The organism is Agromyces tropicus (genome assembly GCF_039531345.1).
In the GTDB taxonomy this organism is placed as follows: Bacteria; Actinomycetota; Actinomycetes; order Actinomycetales; family Microbacteriaceae; genus Agromyces; species Agromyces tropicus.
Window position 1 is genome coordinate 213,677 of the sequence record NZ_BAAAPW010000002.1, and the last position, 17,878, is coordinate 231,554.

The window sequence follows — 17,878 nt, forward strand, 5'->3', positions numbered from 1 at the left end:
GCGGTCCCGCCGCCCGCGGGCGATTGGCCATGCGGAGAACTGGGGCTGGCGGCATCCGCCACCCGACGCTAAGGTCGGTCGCGTCGTGCCCCCCGACGCGACAGACGCGCCTCGCGCGACCCCCGCGACGCGCGCCTCCGCCACCCACGGAGACCCAACACTGTGTCCAGCATCGCAACGCGGCATCGCACCGGACTGATCACCCTGGTCGCGCTCGCCGCCGTCCTGCTCATCGCCTCCCTCGTCGTCGCCGGCCGCCGGATCGACGTCTTCGTCGCGACCCTGCCCGACGTGCAGGGCGCCCCCGTCGCGCTCGCCCTCGCGGCCGTCGCCGGCCTCGTGCTGCTCTGGTCGGCCCTGGCGCGCGCGATCGCCGCCGCCCGCGCCCGGGCGCGCCGCCGATCGCTCGAGGCGGTGCACGCGGGCGGCGTCGCCAGCGGCATCCGCAACGGCGAGCTCGTCCGCCGCCTCGACGAGCTCACGCGGCCCGGCGGGCGCACGCCGCGGCTGCCCGCCCGGTTCTCGATCGTGGCCGACGACACCGGGATCTCGTTCTGGGGCGGCGGGCGCCGGCCCCGGCGCGCCGCCGTGTTCCCGTGGCGTGAGGTCCGCAACATCCGGGCCGACTCGACGGTCGCCGGCAGCGCCAGCGTTCCCGTCGCCGTCGTGCGCATCCGCCGCGACGGGTCGAGCATCGAGCTCCCCATGATGCTGAGCGATCCGCGACCCGGCCGGTACGCGCTGACCGACGCGCCGTTCTTCGCGACGGTGCGCGCGTGGAAGGCGCGCCACCGTGCCGCCCTCGCGGCGGAGGGGCTCGAGCTGCCGCCGCTGACCGGTGCGATCCCGATCATCCGGGCCGATCGCTCCGCCGCCTGAGCGGCGCATGACGCCGCCGGTCGGAGCCGGTTTCGACCGCGGGTAGAATCGACCGGTGCTCATCTGTCTCACCGCGAGCCACAAGAACGCCGGCTTCGACATGCTCGAACGTCTCTCGGCGTCGGCTGAGCATGCCGGTCCGCGGCTCGCGGACGGGCACGACGGGGTGCGCGGCGCGGTCGTCGTCGCGACCTGCAACCGCTTCGAGGCCTACCTCGACCTCGACACCCCCGAGGGCGACTCGCCCGTCGGACCGGTGCACGAGGCGATCCGCGCCGTCGGCGACGTCGCCGGGCTCGCGCCGGACGAGCTGCGCAGCACCTTCGGCTTCGTGCACGGCAACGCGGTGGCCGGACACCTCTTCTCGGTCGCCGCGGGCCTCGAGTCGGTCGTCGTCGGCGAGGGCGAGATCGCGGGCCAGGTGCGCCGCTCGCTCGAGCGCGCGCGATCGGAGGGCACCACGACGCCCGAGCTCGAGCGCCTGTTCCAGCGCGCCTCCCAGACCTCCCGCCGGGTGAAGAACCGCACCGGCATCGGCGCCGAGGGTCGCTCGCTCGTGCGCCTGGCCCTCGACCTCGCCGAGAGCCGCGTCACCGACTGGGCGGCCGCCCGCGTGCTGCTCGTCGGCACGGGCCGCTACGCCGGCGCCTCGCTCGCGGCGCTGCGCGATCGCGGCGCCGTCGACGTCGCCGTGCACTCGCCGTCGGGCCGCGCGACCCGCTTCGCGGCGAACCACGGCATCACCGCGGTCGGTGCAGCGGAGTACGCGGCCGCCGCCGCGGCGGCCGACGTGATCGTCACGTGCACGACCTCGGAGCGCCACGTCGTCGACCGCGCCCTGCTGGACCTCGGCCGCACCGAGCTCGCCGTGACCGACGCCGCCGCGCCCCTGGCCCTGCTTCCCGGTGCGATCGCCGCCGACCGTGCGGAAGCGACGGATGCCGCGCCCGACGCGCCGCGACAGCTCGTGATCGACCTCGGCCTGCCGCGCAACGTCGACCCCGACGTCGTCGAGGTGGCCGGCGTCGAGCTGCTCGACCTCGAGACGATCAAGATCCACGCGCCGCTCGAGGAGTTCGGCGCCACCGACGCCGCCCGCGAGATCGTGGACCGCGCCGCCCGCAACTTCGGCAGCGTCGGCGAGGAGCTCGACCTCGCCCCGGCCGTCGTCGCGCTGCGCCGACACGTGTTCGACGTGCTCGACGCCGAGATCGAGCGCGCCCGCGCGCGCGGCGACGAGGACGGCAGCACCGAGGCCGCGCTGCGGCACATGGCGGGCGTGCTGCTGCACACCCCGATGGTGCGCTCGCGCGAGTACGCGCGCTCGGGCGAGCAGCAGGCGTGGCTCGACGGGCTCGAGGCCATGTTCGGCATCCGCGCCGAGCCCGACGCCGCCGCGGAGGAAGCCGTGCCGGCCGTGGAGCGCCGCGACGCCGACGCGGGCTGATCTCGCGCGTCCGGTTGCGCTCGTCGCCGGGCCTCGCCACCATTGGTGGCACACGGGCACTGGAGACGCGCGACGATGACCGATTCACCCGAGCAGGTCCCCCACGACGCGAGCGAGCCCGGTGCCCCTCTGCGAGCCGATCGGCGCCGACGCCGGTCCATCGCCGTGGGCACCGTTCCGAGCACTCCGGTCCGCACGGGCTTCGCGGTGACGATCGGCGTCGTGTTCGCGGCCGGCCTCACGATGGCCTTCGCATCGATGTCCACGGTCCTGATGTCGATCACGCTGGCGCTGTTCCTGGCGCTCGGAATGGACCCGGCCGTCCGCGCACTGGCTCGCCGTGGCGTGGCCCGGGCCTGGGGGATCGCGATCGTCGCGCTCGGCTTCCTCGTGCTCGTCGCCGCCACCGCCGCGATCGTCATCCCCGCGGTCGTCGAGCAGGTCGTCGAGCTCGTCGAATCCGCTCCGGCGACCATCGCCGCCATCCAGCAGAGCGAGTGGTTCCGATCGCTGGACGACCGCACGGTGGTCGACCTCACCCGTTCGGTGGACGCCGCCTGGGCGTCGCTCACGAGCTTCTCGTCGTTCGTCGTCATCGCGGGGGGCGTGGCGGAGGCCGGGGCCGGGGTCGTCGGCGCGATCTCCAACGGCATCATCGTCGTGGTCCTCACGCTCTACTTCGTGGCCGCGCTGCCGGCGATGAAGACGGCTGCCGCCGAACTCCTGCCCGCCTATCGCCGTCCGGGGTTCCTGACGCTGACGGATGAGATCACCGCCTCCGTCGGAGGGGTGGTCTCCGGCGGGATCACCCTCGCCGCCGTCAACGCGGCCGTGGTGTTCCTCCTCCAGCTCGTCGTCGGCTCGCCCGTGGCGGCGCTGCTGGCGATCGCCGCGTTCTTCATCACGCTCGTCCCGCTGATCGGGTCCGTGCTCTTCCTCGTCATCGGCACGATCGCGTCCCTGTTCATCGGCCCGGCCGCTGCCATCGTCTTCGGCGTCGGCTACCTGCTCTACATCCAGTTCGAGTCCTACTGGCTCACGCCTCGGATCATGGGGCGGGCGGTGGCGGTCCCCGCCGTGCTCGTGATCATCGGGGCCATGGTGGGCGCGACCCTGTTCGGCCTGCTCGGGGCGCTCGTCGCGATCCCGGTGACGGCGTCGGTCCTGATCATCCTGCGTCGCGTCGTGGTTCCCGCCCAGGATGCGAGGGTCACTCCCGAAGCGGGCTGACCGGCGCATCCGCCCGTGCCCAGCGCGGGCGCCGAGCCTGCGACGCCCGTCCCGGCTCCCCTCGCGATCACCTTCGTGCGATGATCGCCGCCGGTCGGAGTACGCTGCCGTTCGATGTCCACCATCCTCCACGCGCTGCCCGACGAGGCCGCCGACGCCGGCCCGCCCGCCCTCCGACTGCCGTTCGACGTCGCCGAGATCGACCACCGCCCCCTCTCCACGGCGCGCATGACGCTCCGCCCGCTCGCCTCCTCCGACGCCGACGACGTCTGGGAGTACCAGCGCCTGCCCGAGGTGCTGCGCTTCATCCCATGGCCCGAGCGCGAGCACGACGAGGCGATCGAGCACACGACGACCCGGGCCGGCATGCGCCGGCTCGTCGCGGACGGCGACGCGATCTTCCTCGCGATGGTGTTCGAGGGGCGCGTGATCGGCGACGTCATGCTGCGGGTCTCGAACGTCATGCACGCGTGCCTCGAGATCGGCTGGGTCGCGAACCCCGCCTTCCACGGCCGAGGGCTCGCGACCGAGGCCGCCGACGCCGCGCTCGACGTCGCCTTCGGCCGGCTCGCCGCGCACCGCGTGGTGGCGCACCTCGACGCCCGCAACACCGCCTCCGCGAACCTCTGCGAGCGCCTCGGCATGCGCCGCGAGGCGCTGCTGCTCGACGACGAGTTCAACGACGGCGAGTGGCAGGACACGGCGTCGTACGGCATGCTCCGCCGCGAGTGGCGGACGCTGCGGTCGGGGCGCCCCGCCTAGCCCGGCCCTAGCCGACCGAGAGGGTCCAGTCCTCGGTCGACCGCACGGTCAGCACCGACGGCCCGGCGCCGAGCGGCACGCTGTCGTCGTAGGCGCCGGTCACGTCGATGAGCGGCGCCCCTCCGAAGGCCTCCGACGTCTGCTCGGCCACCACGAACGGGTCCTCGGCGTCGTCGCCCGAATGCGTCGCGGCGAGCGTCGCGGCGTCGCCCCCGTAGAGGAACACGGCGTCCGAGTCCCGGCCGACCGAGCCCGGGAGCTCGGGCGCCGACGACATGGGCGCGATCGTGACCGTCCACGAGCCGTTCGCGGTGACCTGCAGGCTCGCGGCGGTCGATGCGTCGGCGACGCCCCAGGCGGTGGTGCCGTCGTAGTCCCCGGTCGCCTCGACGAGCGGCTGCCCGGAGGGGGACTGCGACGAGTCGAGCAGGGTGAGCGTGAAGCTGTCGCCGCCCTCGAACGTGGCGGTCACGACGCCGCCCGTCGCTCCGTCGGGGATCGCGACGACGGCGTCGCCCGACCCGCTCTGGTCGACCGCGGAGAACGTTCCCCAGGTCTCGTCGGCCCACTCCTGGACCGTCGGGGTCGGGGTGGGCGTCGGGGTCGGCGTGGGCGTCTCGGTCGGCGAGGCGGTCGGCGACGCCGACGGGCTGGGCGACGCGGTCGGCGTCGTGCCGCCGCCGAGCACCCCGGTGCCGTACAGGACGCCGAAGATGACGGCGAGCACCAGCGCCGCCGCCGACACGACCGTGCCCGCGGTCGCGACGCCCTTGGACCGGTCCGCCCTCGTCAGCCCGATGATGCCGAGCACCAGCCCGATGACGGCGAGCACCGCGCCGGCGATCCAGGCCACCGGGATGACCGCGAGGATCGCCGCCACGATGCCCACGACGAGCGCGGCGATGCCGAGCCCGTTGCGACCGCCGGGACCGGGTTCGGGCCCGTTCGGATCGAGCACCTCGGTGCGGTCGTCGGGCGGGTTCGTTCCGGCTGCGTTCGACATGCTTCCCCCCATGGGATCGCGCGGACGTCACTCCCGCGCCATGATGGCACCCGCCCCGGCGCGCGGCAACGACCCCGTTCGGCGGGCCGTCAGGCGGCGCGCGGCAGGGTGACGGTGAGCACGGCACCGCCGTCGGGCGCATTCGCGGCGGCCGCGTCGCCGCCGTGCGCGCGGGCGATCCCGCGCACGATCGCGAGCCCGAGGCCGGCGCCGCCGCTCACGTCGAGGCGGTGCGGCGAGCGGGCGTCGGAGCCGCGCCAGCCGGCCTCGAACGCGTGCTCGAGGTCGTCGCGCGCGAAGCCCGGGCCGCCGTCGGCGACCGTCAGCCGCACGTGGCCGTCGAGCTCGTCCACGGCGACCGCGATCCGGCCGCCGCTCGGGGTGTGCTGCAGGGCGTTCGCGAGCAGGTTCGTCACCGCCCGGCCGAGCTGGACGGCGTCGCCGTCGACCGTCGCCGCACCCGAGGCGGCGAACTCGAGGGCCACGCCGGCCCCGTCGGCGAGCCCGCGCAGCTCGGCGACGGCGTCGCTCGCGACATCCGCCAGCGACAGCCGGTCGGTCCGCAGCCGCAGCGACCCGGCGTCGATCTGCGACACCGCGAAGAGGTCGGCGACGAGCGCGTCGAGGCGGTCGACCTGCGACCCGATGCGCGCGAGGTAGCGGTCGGGATCGGGCGCCAGCCCGTCCTGCAGGGCCTCGGCCTGTGCGCGGATGCCGGCCAGCGGCACGCGCAGGTCGTGCGCGACGCGCGTCACGAGCTCGCGGCGCGCCTGCTCCTGGCGCTCGACCTCCTCGCGCGCAGCGCGGATGCGGGCGTCGGATGCCGCGAGCTCGTCGAGCACCGCGCGGAACTCCCCGATCGGCAGCGGTCGGGACTCGACGGGCACGCCGCGGCCGAGGTCCTCGGCCGCGGCCCGCAGCACGCGCGCCGCCCTGGCGATCTCGGCGCCGAGGATCGACGCGGTCAGGATCGCGACGACCCCGCTCGTCACGGCGATCACGAGCGCGATCTGCGCGTCGTGGTCGGAGAGGTACATCGCCTGCGTCGCCACCAGCACGCCGCCCACGACGGATGCCACGGCCGCGACCACCACGGTCACGAGGTGCACCACGATCGGCGCCCACGCGAACCGGCGCAGCAGCAGCCAGGCGACGAACCCGACCGCGGCGGCGATCGCCGCCGACACCGCGACGACGAGGAGCAGGTCGGTGCCGCTCACGTGCCCGCGTCCGATCCGTCGGCGCCGGCCGGGGCCGACGCGGTGCTCGCGGGGTCGTCGAACCGGTAGCCGTAGCCCCAGACGGTGACGAGCATGCGCGGGTGCGCGGCATCCGCCTCGATCTTCTCCCGCAGGCGGCGCACGTGGACCGTCACCGTGGAGAGGTCGCCGTGCGACCAGCCCCAGACGCCCGAGAGGAGGTCCTCCCGGGAGAACACGGTGCCGGGCCGGCGCGCGAGGAACGCGAGGAGCTCGAACTCGCGCTGCGTGAGCGCCAGCCGCCGCCCGTCGAGGTCGACCGTGTGGGCCGCCGTGTCGATGCGCAGCGGACCGCGCACCACGACCGCCGCCTCGGAGCCGGCGGGGGCGAGCCCGGCGGCCTCGACGGCGAGCGCCCTGCGCAGCACGGTCTGCACGCGCAGCGTCAGCTCGCGCGGCGAGAACGGCTTGGCGAGGTAGTCGTCGACGCCGGCCTCGAGCCCGGCGATGCGGTCGTCCTCGCTGCCGAGGGCGGTGAGCATGATGACGGGCACCTGCGAGCTCGCGCGGATGCGGCGGCACACCTCGATGCCGTCGATGCCGGGCAGCATGCGGTCGAGCACGACGAGGTCGGGCCGGTCGGCGGCGATGCGGTCGAGTGCGACGAACGCATCGGCGGCCTCCCGCACGCGGAAGCCCGCCGACTCGAGGTACGCACGGCACACCTCGAGCACGGTCGGGTCGTCGTCGACGAGCAGCACGAGTCGCCCGTCGAGCAGCAGGTCGGCCTGGTCAGCCACCGATCACCTCCTCGAGGCGTGCGATCGGATCGTACAGCCCCGCGTCGAGGATCCACGTCTGCAGCGTCTTGTCGAAGCCCGTCACGACCGCGAGCCCGACGAGCACGAAGATCGCGCCGATCACGCGCCGGAACCAGCCGTCGGGGTCGGCGAGCCACCCGAGGCGGCGCACGAGCCCTCGGCCGAGCAGTGCGATGAGCAGCAGCATCGCGGCCAGGCCGACCGCGTACGCGACGACGTAGAGCACGCCCTCGCCGAACGAGACGGGCAGGACCGCGGCGACGATGAGCGCGTACGTCGGGCTGCAGCTGGAGAACACGGGCCCGAGCGCGGCGCCCGTGAGGACGTCGCCGGCCACGCTCTGGCGACGCACCGACCGGTCGAGCAGCTCGCCGCTGCGGGCCTGCCAGCCGAGCGCGGTCGACAGCCGGTCCCACAGCCGGGGGAAGAGCAGGTCGATGCCGAGCAGGATGACGATGCCGCCCGCGATGACCTGCCACACCTGCGGCGGGATGCCGAGCAGTGCGGTCGTCGCCTTCAGCAGCAGCGTGAAGACGACGACGGATGCCGCGAGCGACGCCGCGATCACGTACGGGCGCCACCGCGCGCGGCGCTCGTCGCCGGCCTGCACGATCGACCCGCCGACGACGACGGGCAGCAGCGGCAGCACGCACGGCGCCGCGACGGTCAGCACGCCGGCGGCGAGCGCGAGGGTCAGCGAGGCGGTCACGGCTGGGCCGCGAGCAGCGCCTCGATCGAGGGATCCTGGTACAGCACGGAGCTCGCGAGCTTCTCGCCGGCGTCGTCGACGAACACGACGGTCGTCTGCATCGTCACGCCGTACTTCTGGCGCAGGTCGGTGCGGGAGTCGTAGTCGACCTTGAAGACCGTGAGCCCGTCGGGCGCACCCTCGGCGCGCAGCTGCTCGTCGAGCGCGCGGCAGTTGGGGCACCAGGTGGCGTGGAAGAAGAGCACCTTGTCGCCGGGCGTGGCCTCGATGATGCCGTCCTGGTAGTCGACGTAGGCCCCCTCGGCGGGCGCGGCCGCGGCATCCGCATCGGCGTCATCGGTCGTGGCGTCGTCGTCGGTCGAGGCCGTCGGCGCGGGGTCCTGGCTCGCGGCGCCGGCCGCCGGCGACGTCTCGTCGACCTCCGCGGTGCCGGTCGCGGCGCACCCGGTCAGGGCGAGCGCGGCGACGAGCAGCGCGGCGGCGCCGGTGGAACGTGCGGGTCGTGCGGGCATCGTGGCGTCCTCGTCTCGTGCGCGGGCGACGGCCGCCCGCTCGCCTTCCACGCTAATCCGGGCGCGGCGACGGCGCCGGTCCCCCGGGTTACGGAATGCTGACGCCCGGCCCGCGCCCGCGCCTCCTTTCCCGCGTCGCCCGTCGGCCCGCGAGTGTCCGGAAACGGCGGCCTCGAGGAGCAGCAGGCGACATCCGTCGGACACTCGCGTGACGTAGCGGGCGGGGGGCCTCGGACAAACGCATGAGATTCCGGCGAACGGCGCCCCGAGGGGGGTCGTGCGGCGGAATCTCATGCAGGCCTGCGCTCCCGCGGCCACGGGCGCGGCGAGCGCGGGCGCAGGGAGAGCGGAACGCGCGGCTCAGGCGCCGACGAGGCGCCCCGCGAGGTAGCCCTCGAGCTCCGCGAGTGGCACGCGCTCCTGGCCCATGCTGTCGCGGTCGCGCACCGTCACGGCGTCGTCGTCGAGCGAGTCGAAGTCGACGGTCACGCAGAACGGAGTGCCGATCTCGTCCTGGCGGCGGTAGCGGCGGCCGATGGCGCCAGCGTCGTCGAAGTCGACGTTCCAGTGCCGGCGGAGGTTCGCAGCCACCTCGCGCGCGAGCGGCGAGAGCTTCTCGTTGCGCGAGAGCGGCAGCACGGCGACCTTGACGGGCGCGAGCCGCGGGTCGAGCTTCAGCACCGTGCGGGTGTCGGTGCCGCCCTTCGCGTTCGGCACCTCCTCGACGTGGTACGCGTCGACGAGGAACGCCATGAGCGAGCGGGTGAGGCCCGCCGCGGGCTCGATGACGTACGGCGTCCAGCGCTCGTTCTTCTGCTGGTCGAAGTACGACAGCTCCTTGCCGGAGTGCTGCGCGTGCGTCGAGAGGTCGAAGTCGGTGCGGTTCGCGACGCCCTCGAGCTCGCCCCAGTCGCCGCCGGCGAAGCCGAAGCGGTACTCGATGTCGACGGTGCGCTTGGAGTAGTGGCTGAGCTTGTCCTTCGGGTGCTCGTACAGGCGCAGGTTCTCGGGGTCGATGCCGAGGTCGACGTACCACTGGTAGCGGGCGTCGATCCAGTACTGGTGCCAGTCCTCGTCGGTGCCGGGCTCGACGAAGTACTCCATCTCCATCTGCTCGAACTCGCGCGTGCGGAAGATGAAGTTGCCGGGCGTGATCTCGTTGCGGAACGACTTGCCGATCTGGCCGATGCCGAACGGCGGCTTCATGCGCGCGGCCTGCAGCACGTTGCCGAAGTTCACGAAGATGCCCTGCGCGGTCTCGGGGCGCAGGTAGTGCAGGCCCGCGGCGTCGTCGACCGGGCCGAGGAAGGTCTTCAGCAGGCCGGAGAACTCGCGCGGCTCGGTCCACTGGCCGCGCGTGCCGCAGTTCGGGCACACGATGTCGGCCATGCCGTTCTCGGGCGCGCGACCCTTCTTGTGCTCGAAGGCCTCGATGAGGTGGTCCTCGCGGAAGCGCTTGTGGCAGTGCTGGCACTCGACGAGCGGGTCGCTGAACACCTCGACGTGGCCGGACGCCTCCCACACCTGGCGGGGCAGGATGACGCTCGAGTCGAGGCCGACGACGTCGTCGCGGCCCTGCACCATCGTGCGCCACCACTGGCGCTTGATGTTCTCCTTCAGCTCGACGCCGAGGGGCCCGTAGTCCCACGCGGAACGCGAACCGCCGTAGATCTCACCCGCCTGGAAGACGAAGCCCCGGTGCTGGGCGAGCGTGATGACGGATTCGAGACGGCTGGGTGCGGCCACGGTGGCTCCAATGGTCCTGAGGAAGGGGTGTCGTCGGGCGAGATGCCCGCGAAGTCGCAGTCCATCCTACGAAATCCCCGGGCGGGCGGATGCCGCGCGCTTCGCGCCGCGCGGACGGCGCGACCGGGCTCCGGCGCGAGGGCGAGGTAGAACAGCAGCGGGGATCCGCCGGGCCGCCCGGCGGCGGGGAGGAGCGAGCACCGTGGGCTTCACGCGTCGCGTGTTCCTGACCGGCGTCGCCGTGGTCGGGGTCCTCGCCGTGGGCCGGTGGGCCGCCGACCGCCAGGACGAGGAGGTCGCCGCCGAGCACCCCGCGCCGGAGCTGGACCGCGTGGCCGCGCCGTCGGCCACGCTCACCGAGCTCCCCGCCGACGCCGGCCAGGTCATGGCGTGGACGGTGGACGACGGCACGGACTCGGGCGTGGTCGACGCCTACACCGCGTTCGCGGCGGCCAGCGGCATCCGCCTCACCTACTTCGTCAACGGCGTCTACCCGTCGTGGGACGACAACGCCGACGCCATCCGCCCGCTCGTCGAGCGCGGGCAGATCCAGCTCGCCAACCACACGTGGTCGCACCCCGACCTCACGACGCTCAGCGACGCCGAGATCCAATGGCAGCTGCAGCACAACCACGAGTACCTGCAGTCGGTCTACGGCATCGACGCCCGGCCGTACTTCCGCCCGCCGTACGGGATCCACGACGCCCGGGTCGACGCGGCCGCCGCCGCGATCGGGTACACCGTGCCGACCCTGTGGTACGGCTCGCTCGGCGACTCCGACCTGCTGACCCAGCAGCAGATCCTCGACCTCGCCGACGAGTGGTTCGGCGCGGGCCGCATCGTCATCGGCCACCTGAACCACGACCCGGTCACGCACGTCTTCCCGCGGCTCGAGCAGCTCCTCGCCGAGCGCGGGTTGCAGACGGTCACCCTGAACGACGTCTTCACGTCGGACCAGCACCCCTGACCGAGCCCCGGGGGCCGCCACGACGGATGCCGCGGCTCACGCCGTGCGGATCGACTCCGGGCCGATCTCGGCCACCGAGCGGTGCCCGGCGAGCGCCATCGTGAGGTCGAACTCCGCGACGTGGTTGCGGACCACCTCGCGCACGCCCTCCTCCCCGGCGACCGCGAGCCCGTACGCGTAGGGCCGGCCGAGGCCCACGGCGGTCGCGCCGAGCGCGAGCGCCGTCACCGCGTCGGCGCCGCCGCGCACCCCGCTGTCGAGGATGACCGGCACCCGCCCGGCCACGCGCTCGGCGATCGCGGGCAGGGCGTCGAGCGAGGCGACGGACGCGTCGACCTGGCGCCCGCCGTGGTTGGAGACCACGAGCCCGTCGACCCCGTGGTCGAGCGCCCGCTCGGCGTCGTCGGGGTGCAGCACGCCCTTCAGGATCACCGGGAGGCTCGTCCACTCGCGCACGCGCGCGAGGTCGTCCCACGTCAGCGCGGGGTTCGCGAAGACGTCGAGGAACGTCTCGACCGCGGCGCGCGGCAGCGGCGAGCGCAGGGCGTCGCGCACCCCGCCGTCGACGAGCGGCGAGCGGGCGCCGGCGCGGGCGATCGTGAACGCCGAGCGGAGGAGCGTCGGCGTCACCTTCGGCCGCTCCCCCGAGCCGGCACCCGCCGCGACGCGGTCGCGGACGAGCTCGGCGAAGACGGGATCGCTCGTGTACTGGGCGATCCCCTGGCCGCGGGTGAACGGCAGGAACCCGAGGTCGAGGTCGCGCGTGCGCCAGCCGAGGAGGTGCGTGTCGAGCGTGACGACGACGGCCTCGCACCCCGAGGCCTCCGCCCGGCGGAGGAACGAGGCGTTGAGGTCGTCGGAGGCGCTCCAGTACAGCTGGAACCACCGCGACCCGTCGCCCATGGCCTCGGCGACCTCCTCCATCGGCCGCGACGCCTGGCTCGACAGCAGGTACGGCACGCCGAGCGCGGCGGCGGCCCGGCCGACGGCCAGGTCGGCGTCGCGGTGCGCGAGCTCGATGACGCCGATGGGCGAGAGCACGAACGGCGTCGGCCGCCGCCGGCCCAGCAGCTCGATCGAGAGGTCGCGCTCGGCGACGTCGCGGAGCACCCGCGGCCAGATGCCCCGGCGTGCGAACGCGGCGCGGTTCGCGGCGATCGTCCGCTCCGATCCCGCGCCGCCCGCGAGGTAGGCGAACGCCTCCGCCGACAGCGCCTTCCGTGCGGCACGCTCGAGCGCGTCGAGGTCGACCGGCACCGCCGGCCGCGTGCCGGAGAGCCCGGCCCGGTAGACCTCCGACTGCACCGCTCGTGCGAACCCCCGGTTCTCGTCGGCCATCGTGTCGCTCCCTCGCGTCGTGACTGCGAGCAGCGTAGCGGGCGCCGCGGCGACCGGACGAGGCCGCCGTCTCCGCGGGCCGCCGCCTAGGCTGGACGGATGCCGCTGCCCGACCTGCACGTCGCCGCCATCGCCCTCGTGCGGGACCGCCGGGTCCTCATGGTCACGGCGCGCGGCCGCGACGTGCACTACATGCCGGGCGGCAAGCTCGACCGCGGCGAGACACCGGCGCAGGCCGCCGCGCGCGAAGCGCTCGAGGAGGTCGGGCTCGTCCTCGACCCGGACGCCCTCGTCGAGGCGTTCACGGTGCGCGAGCTCGCGCACGGCCAGGCCGAGGGCCGCCACGTGCGCATGCACGTGTTCCTCGCCGAGACCGAGGCCGCCCCCGTCCCGTCGGGCGAGGTCGGCGCGGTGCACTGGGTCGGCACGGCCGACGCGGACCGCTGCCCGCCGGCCGGCGTCGAGGTGCTGCGGCGGCTCGCGGCATCCGGCCTCATCGACTGACGCCAGGGGCGCCGGCCGACGCCGCCGACGGCACGGCATCCGGCATGATCGAACCCGGGGAGGGGGTGCGGATGTCACGGACGCGCGAGTTCCGGCTCGGCGACGAGGTGACGGTCGTCACCGAGTCCGGCGCGGGGCGCCCCACGTACGTGCTCGTGCACGGCATCGGCATGGGCCACCGCTACTGGTCCGACCTCGCCGACGCGCTCGCCCGTGAGGGTCGCGTGCTCGCGCTCGACCTCCCGGGGTTCGGCGATGCGCCGGAACCGCGGCATCCGCAGTCGATGCGGGAGACCGGCGCCCACCTCGCCGCACTCGTGGAATCGGAGCACGTCGACGCGCCCGTCGTGCTCGTCGGCCACTCGATGGGCACGCAGGTCGTCGCCGAGGCGGCGGCGCAGCGGCCCGACCTCGTCGCCGCCGTGGTGCTCATCGCGCCGACCGTGAACCCTCGCGAGCGGTCGGCCGTGGTGCAGGGCATCCGGCTGCTCGAGGACCCGTCGCTGACCCGGCCGAAGGTGGTCGCGCTCGGCATCTACTCCTACCTGCAGGCCGGGCCGCGCTGGTACTTCGGCAAGCTCCGCTGCATGCTCGACCACCGCATCGAGCTCGTGCTGCCGGACGTCGCCGCGCCGACCCTCGTCGTCCGGGGCGAGCACGACCGGCTCGCGCCGCGCTCGTGGGTCGAGCAGGTGACCCGGATGCTGCCGCGCGGCCGGTACGTCGAGATCCCCGATCGCGGCCACGAGACGATGGTCACCGCAGGCGACCGCGTCGCCGACCTCGTGGCGCGGCACGCGCGCGGCGAGCACGTCGGCCACGAGGTCGAGCGCGTCTCCGAGCCGCCGCCGCCGTCGCGCGTCGAGCGGGCCTGGTGGTGGGCGCAGGACTACGTGTACGCGGGCGTCCGCCAGGCGGCGATCGTGTTCCAGGGCTGGCTCCCGCCCGCGCGGTGGCGCCGGGGACGCGCCGACCTGCCGGAGGTGCTCCTCCTGCCGGGGATCTACGAGCACTGGTCGTTCCTCCGGCCGCTCGGCGACGCGCTGAACGGGCGCGGCTACCGGGTGCGCGTCGTGCACGGACTGGGCACCAACCGGCGCGGCATCGCCGACACCGCCGACCGCCTCCGGAGCGCCCTCGCCCGACGACCGGCGCCGGCCGCAGGGCGGGTGATCGTCGCGCACAGCAAGGGCGGGCTCGTCGCCAAGCACCTGCTCGTGTCGGACGCAGACGGCGTCGCCGGCGGTGCGGCCGGGACGGAGGCGGGCCGGGAGGCGGATGGGCGCGACGGCGTGCTCGGGCTCGTCGCGGTCTGCACGCCGTTCGCGGGGTCGCGCATGGCGCGCCTCATCATCGACCCGAGCGTGCGCGCGCTGCTGCCGAGCGACGAGACCATCGTGATGCTCGGCCGCGCGGCATCCGTCAACGCCCGGATCGTGTCGGTGTTCGGGCGATTCGATCCGCACGTGCCCGACGGCAGCGTGCTCGACGGCGCGACCAACATCCGGGTGCCGGTCGCCGGCCACTTCCGCATCCTCGGTGCGCCCGAGACCCACCGCGCCGTCCTCGAGGGCGTTCGGACCCTCACGGACGGGGCGGTGGGCTGACGCGGCGCGTCCCTCGCGATCAGGCGGGCGCGCCCGGCTGCGCCGGTCCGATGCGGTAGGGCCGCATCATCTCGTTGTCCTCGTGCTCCACGATGTGGCAGTGCCACACGAACTGCCCCGGGCGGTCGAACTGCGCCCGGACGCGCGTGACCTCGCCGGGGTAGGCGATCACGGTGTCCTTGAACCCGGTCTCCCACGGCTCGGGCGGGCGCACGCTGCCGTCGGGCTGCACGGGCTGGGCGACCTCGCCGCTGTTGTCGAGCACGAGGCCCTCGCGGTTCACGACCTCGAACGCGACCTCGTGCACGTGCATGGGGTGCGCGTCGGCCGTCGTGTTCACGAACTCCCACACCTCGGTCTCGCCGAGGGCCGGGTTCTCCGTCACCGGATCGGCCCACAGCCGCTTCGTCCAGACACCGGATGCCACGTCGCCGAGCAGCGCCGCGACCGGGCCCTCCACGGGCGTGCCCTCCGAGTCCTCCCCGACCGCCGACTCCTCGATGAGCGCGAGCTGCCGCATGCCCGTCTCCGCCGGCAGGTGCGTGACGGGCGGCAGCACGAGGTACTGTGCCGGCGTGCTCGGGTCTGCTCCGGTCGCGGCCCGCACCAGGAACACCATCACCTTGCCCGTCGTGTCGGGGTCGGCGACGTCGAAGTCGGCGTCCGGCTCTCCGCCGCCGAACGGTTCGTCCGGGCCCACGTTCTTCAGCAGGTACGGTCCGGTGGGCACGTTCGTGAAGTCGACGATGAGGTCGGCGCGCTCGGCGAGCCCCATGAGCAGGCGGTTGCCGTGGTCGGCCGTCAGGTTCACCGGCGCGTCGAGGAAGCCGCCCTCGTTGCCGATCTGCCACACCTCGACGCCGGGGATCTCGCCGAAGTCGAGGATGAGGAACCGCGACTGGCAGCCGTTCAGCATGCGGAGGCGATACCGGCGCTGCTCGACGCCGTGGAACGGCCACGTGTTGCCGTTCACCATGATCATGTTGCCGAAGAACTCGGGCTGCCAGATCGGCGAGAACTCGCCGTCCGGGATGTAGTCGGCCACGACGTCGTCGAAGAACTCGCGCGTGTCCGGGTAGAACAGCGACCCGTCGACGTTGAACGAGCGGTCCTGGATCACGATCGGGATCTCGTAGTACGTCTTGTTCGGCGGGAACTTGTCGCCCTCCATCGGCGCGGGCGACGGCAGCATGGCGGTCGAGCCGTCGCGGGAGTCCACGATGGCCTTCTCTCCCTCGGGTCCGCCGCGCACGAGGAAGAAGCCGGCGGGCCCGGCGTACACGTTGAGCCGCGTCATCCCCAGGGCGTGGTCGTGGTACCAGAGCGTCGACTCGCGCTGGTCGTTGGGGTACTGGAACACGGCGAACCCGGGGCCCCACGTCGCCCCGAAGCCGTCGGCGGCCTTGCCCGCGAAGAAGTCGTACCACGTCCCCTCCGTCGCGTAGCCGGCCGGGATGTCGCCGGCGGCGGGCAGGAACCATGCCTCCGGGTAGCCGTCGCTCTCGTCACCCACCCCCACTGCGCCGTGCAGGTGGGTGACGAGGGGCACCGGCCCGGTGTACCGCCCGGGCGTGCTGGCGAAGGTCGGGCGTGTGTCGCGGCCGGCCGTGCCGCCCGGCGGGTTGGCCCAGTGCAGGGTCGGGTCGACCGGGAGCAGGTGCGGCAGGGCGTCGCCGTCGCCGTCGACGAGGTCGTTGATCCACTTCACCCGTACCGGCCGGCCCCACTTGGACTCGATGGTGAGCGACGGCGCGTTGTGCAGGAGCAGGCCCTTCTTGCCCTGGCTCGAGACGGCGCCGTACCCCCAGACGGTCGTGGCCGGCATCGTCACCGGGAGGATCTGCTGCTCGAATTGGCGCACCGAGATCTCGTAGTAGTCGACGGGCTTGCCGCCCTGCTGGTGGATGGTGCCCGCCCTCGGCATCACCGGCGGCACGAGCAGCGGCGTGATGAACTTCGGCACGTCCTCCGGCGACAGCGTGCCGCCGGGGATCTGCGCCAGGGCGACGCGTTCACCGCCGGGCAGCATCGTGTACAGCATGAATCCCGCGCCGGCGGCGCCGGCCGCGGCGATGAACGTGCGTCGGCTGATCGGTCGCCCCACGGGCGTGTCCTCGGACATCCTGGTCTCCCTCGGGTTGAGCCGAAGGGGGGCGAAGGGTGGCGTCGGCGCTCGGAGTCGGGTTCTCCCAAGTCCTATCGAATGGCCGGGCCGTGCGAAGGGTCCGAGGTCCCGCTCGCATGCCGTCCCGCATCGGTCCGGTCGCGTCCGTTCAGTAGAGGCCGAGCTCTCGACCGGCGTCCTCGACCTCGCGCATGCGGTCGGATGCCGCAGCGCCGAGGCGTTCCGCGCACTCGGCGATGACGGCCTCGACGATGGCGAGCACGGGGGTCATCGCGTCGAACGCCGCCGAAGGCGAGTCGGTCTCGCTCGGCAGCACGACGTCGGCGTCGCTCGCGATCGGCGAGAGCCAGGCATCCGTGAAGAGGATCACCGAGGCGCGGCGTTCGCGGGCGGCGGCGGCGAGTCGGCGCGTCGGCTCCTCGTACCGGCGGTAGTCGAAGAGGACGACGACGTCGCCTCGCCGGAGTCCGGCGACCGCCTCGATCCGCCCGGCGTCGTGCTCGGGCAGTGCGCTCACGCCGGGACGGACGAGCTGCAGGTGCTGCGCGAGCAGTCGCGCCAGCAAGCCGCTGAACCGCCCGCCCGAGACGAGCACCCTGGTCCGCGGCGTGCAGAGCAGGTCGACGGCGCGCTCGAACTCGCCCGGGACGAGCCCGTCGAACGTGCGCGCGAGCGTCTCGCCGGTGATCGACGCGGCCCGCTCGAGCCCGGAGGCGGGGCCGTCGTCGGACCGATGACGTGCCTGCAGGTCGATCGGCGACGCCGAACGCTCGTCGAGGTCGTCGCGGAGCGCCTGCTGGAAGTCCGGGAACCCGCGGTAGCCGAGGCGGTTCGCGAACCGCAGGACGGTCGGTCCACTCACCCCCGCGCGCGCGGCGAGCTTGGCGACGGTCTCGAACCCGGCGGACGGGTAGGACGACAGCAGCACCCGCGCGACCTTCCGCTCGGCGGGGCTGCAGTCGGCCATGCCCCGCCGGATCGCCTCCGCCATCGGCACGCGCCCATCGCCAGCAGCCACGGCCACCTCCT

General features: G+C 74.0%; 16 protein-coding genes. 7 read left to right on the forward strand and 9 right to left on the reverse strand.

The window, feature by feature from the left end; genetic code table 11:
* Nucleotides 1-162: 162 nt before the first annotated feature.
* The 4 genes from ABD230_RS06770 (at nt 163) to ABD230_RS06785 (ending at nt 4,318) form a co-directional block, all read left to right on the forward strand.
* Nucleotides 163-879 carry a hypothetical protein gene (locus ABD230_RS06770; protein WP_344370771.1) on the forward strand — a complete coding sequence of 239 codons (717 nt, stop codon included), beginning with the start codon at nt 163-165 and terminating at the stop codon, nt 877-879.
* A gap of 55 nt (nt 880-934) precedes the next feature.
* Nucleotides 935-2,326, forward strand: coding sequence for a glutamyl-tRNA reductase (locus ABD230_RS06775; RefSeq protein WP_344370773.1), 1,392 nt, complete (start codon nt 935-937; stop codon nt 2,324-2,326).
* 75 nt (nt 2,327-2,401) lie between these two features.
* Nucleotides 2,402-3,556, forward strand: coding sequence for an AI-2E family transporter (locus ABD230_RS06780; protein WP_344370776.1), 1,155 nt, complete (start codon nt 2,402-2,404; stop codon nt 3,554-3,556).
* Between the two features lie 114 nt (nt 3,557-3,670).
* Nucleotides 3,671-4,318 (forward strand): GNAT family N-acetyltransferase, encoded by a 648-nt coding sequence (locus tag ABD230_RS06785; RefSeq protein WP_344370779.1) that lies wholly within the window; start codon nt 3,671-3,673, stop codon nt 4,316-4,318.
* Between the two features lie 7 nt (nt 4,319-4,325).
* Here the strand turns inward: ABD230_RS06785 and ABD230_RS06790 are convergent, their stop codons facing one another.
* The 6 genes from ABD230_RS06790 to ABD230_RS06815 form a co-directional block, all read right to left on the reverse strand.
* The gene (locus ABD230_RS06790) at nt 4,326-5,321 is read right to left on the reverse strand and encodes a DUF4190 domain-containing protein (RefSeq protein ID WP_344370781.1); all 996 of its coding nucleotides are present in this window, start codon (nt 5,319-5,321) and stop codon (nt 4,326-4,328) included.
* An 89-nt stretch (nt 5,322-5,410) separates the two neighbouring features.
* Entirely contained in the window at nt 5,411-6,541 is a 1,131-nt protein-coding gene (locus tag ABD230_RS06795) for a sensor histidine kinase (protein WP_344370783.1), read from the reverse strand.
* Nucleotides 6,538-7,320: a response regulator gene (locus ABD230_RS06800; protein WP_344370786.1), complete on the reverse strand. Its 783-nt coding sequence runs from the start codon at nt 7,318-7,320 to the stop codon at nt 6,538-6,540. The genes ABD230_RS06795 and ABD230_RS06800 overlap by 4 nt, the downstream gene beginning before the upstream one ends.
* Nucleotides 7,313-8,050 carry a cytochrome c biogenesis CcdA family protein gene (locus ABD230_RS06805; RefSeq protein WP_344370790.1) on the reverse strand — a complete coding sequence of 246 codons (738 nt, stop codon included), beginning with the start codon at nt 8,048-8,050 and terminating at the stop codon, nt 7,313-7,315. Before ABD230_RS06805 ends, ABD230_RS06800 begins: the two co-directional genes overlap by 8 nt.
* Nucleotides 8,047-8,562, reverse strand: a complete 516-nt coding sequence (locus tag ABD230_RS06810; RefSeq protein ID WP_344370793.1) for a thioredoxin family protein — start codon at nt 8,560-8,562, stop codon at nt 8,047-8,049. Before ABD230_RS06810 ends, ABD230_RS06805 begins: the two co-directional genes overlap by 4 nt.
* Nucleotides 8,563-8,922: 360 nt before the next feature.
* Complete coding sequence (locus tag ABD230_RS06815) at nt 8,923-10,308, reverse strand: glycine--tRNA ligase (protein ID WP_344370795.1); 1,386 nt, start codon at nt 10,306-10,308, stop codon at nt 8,923-8,925.
* A 202-nt stretch (nt 10,309-10,510) separates the two neighbouring features.
* Between ABD230_RS06815 and ABD230_RS06820 the strand changes: the two genes are divergently transcribed.
* On the forward strand, nt 10,511-11,275 hold the full coding sequence (locus ABD230_RS06820) for a polysaccharide deacetylase family protein (protein WP_344370797.1): 765 nt from the start codon (nt 10,511-10,513) through the stop codon (nt 11,273-11,275).
* Between the two features lie 36 nt (nt 11,276-11,311).
* Here the strand turns inward: ABD230_RS06820 and ABD230_RS06825 are convergent, their stop codons facing one another.
* Nucleotides 11,312-12,613: an alpha-hydroxy-acid oxidizing protein gene (locus ABD230_RS06825; protein ID WP_344370799.1), complete on the reverse strand. Its 1,302-nt coding sequence runs from the start codon at nt 12,611-12,613 to the stop codon at nt 11,312-11,314.
* 99 nt (nt 12,614-12,712) lie between these two features.
* On the opposite strand from ABD230_RS06825, the gene ABD230_RS06830 reads away from it, so the two are divergent.
* Together ABD230_RS06830 and ABD230_RS06835 are read left to right on the forward strand one after the other, a co-directional pair.
* A complete protein-coding gene (locus ABD230_RS06830; RefSeq protein ID WP_344370803.1) occupies nt 12,713-13,117 on the forward strand; it encodes an NUDIX hydrolase in 405 nt (134 codons plus the stop codon).
* A gap of 71 nt (nt 13,118-13,188) precedes the next feature.
* On the forward strand, nt 13,189-14,724 hold the full coding sequence (locus ABD230_RS06835; protein ID WP_344370805.1) for an alpha/beta hydrolase: 1,536 nt from the start codon (nt 13,189-13,191) through the stop codon (nt 14,722-14,724).
* Between the two features lie 19 nt (nt 14,725-14,743).
* Here ABD230_RS06835 and ABD230_RS06840 read toward each other — a convergent pair whose 3' ends face one another.
* Together ABD230_RS06840 and ABD230_RS06845 are read right to left on the reverse strand one after the other, a co-directional pair.
* Nucleotides 14,744-16,846, reverse strand: a complete 2,103-nt coding sequence (locus tag ABD230_RS06840; RefSeq protein WP_344370808.1) for a multicopper oxidase family protein — start codon at nt 16,844-16,846, stop codon at nt 14,744-14,746.
* A gap of 151 nt (nt 16,847-16,997) precedes the next feature.
* Nucleotides 16,998-17,867 (reverse strand): MurR/RpiR family transcriptional regulator, encoded by an 870-nt coding sequence (locus ABD230_RS06845; protein ID WP_344370810.1) that lies wholly within the window; start codon nt 17,865-17,867, stop codon nt 16,998-17,000.
* Nucleotides 17,868-17,878 lie beyond the last annotated feature (11 nt).

What these genes read in the sequence shown, in the direction of transcription:
- ABD230_RS06790 (WP_344370781.1), bottom strand. Translation starts at nt 5,321, where the DNA reads ATGTCGAACGCAGCCGGAACGAACCCGCCCGACGACCGCACCGAGGTG.
- ABD230_RS06825 (WP_344370799.1), bottom strand. Translation starts at nt 12,613, where the DNA reads ATGGCCGACGAGAACCGGGGGTTCGCACGAGCGGTGCAGTCGGAGGTC.
- ABD230_RS06840 (WP_344370808.1), bottom strand. Translation starts at nt 16,846, where the DNA reads ATGTCCGAGGACACGCCCGTGGGGCGACCGATCAGCCGACGCACGTTC.
- ABD230_RS06785 (WP_344370779.1), top strand. Translation starts at nt 3,671, where the DNA reads ATGTCCACCATCCTCCACGCGCTGCCCGACGAGGCCGCCGACGCCGGC.
- ABD230_RS06835 (WP_344370805.1), top strand. Translation starts at nt 13,189, where the DNA reads ATGTCACGGACGCGCGAGTTCCGGCTCGGCGACGAGGTGACGGTCGTC.
- ABD230_RS06810 (WP_344370793.1), bottom strand. Translation starts at nt 8,562, where the DNA reads ATGCCCGCACGACCCGCACGTTCCACCGGCGCCGCCGCGCTGCTCGTC.
- ABD230_RS06830 (WP_344370803.1), top strand. Translation starts at nt 12,713, where the DNA reads ATGCCGCTGCCCGACCTGCACGTCGCCGCCATCGCCCTCGTGCGGGAC.
- ABD230_RS06780 (WP_344370776.1), top strand. Translation starts at nt 2,402, where the DNA reads ATGACCGATTCACCCGAGCAGGTCCCCCACGACGCGAGCGAGCCCGGT.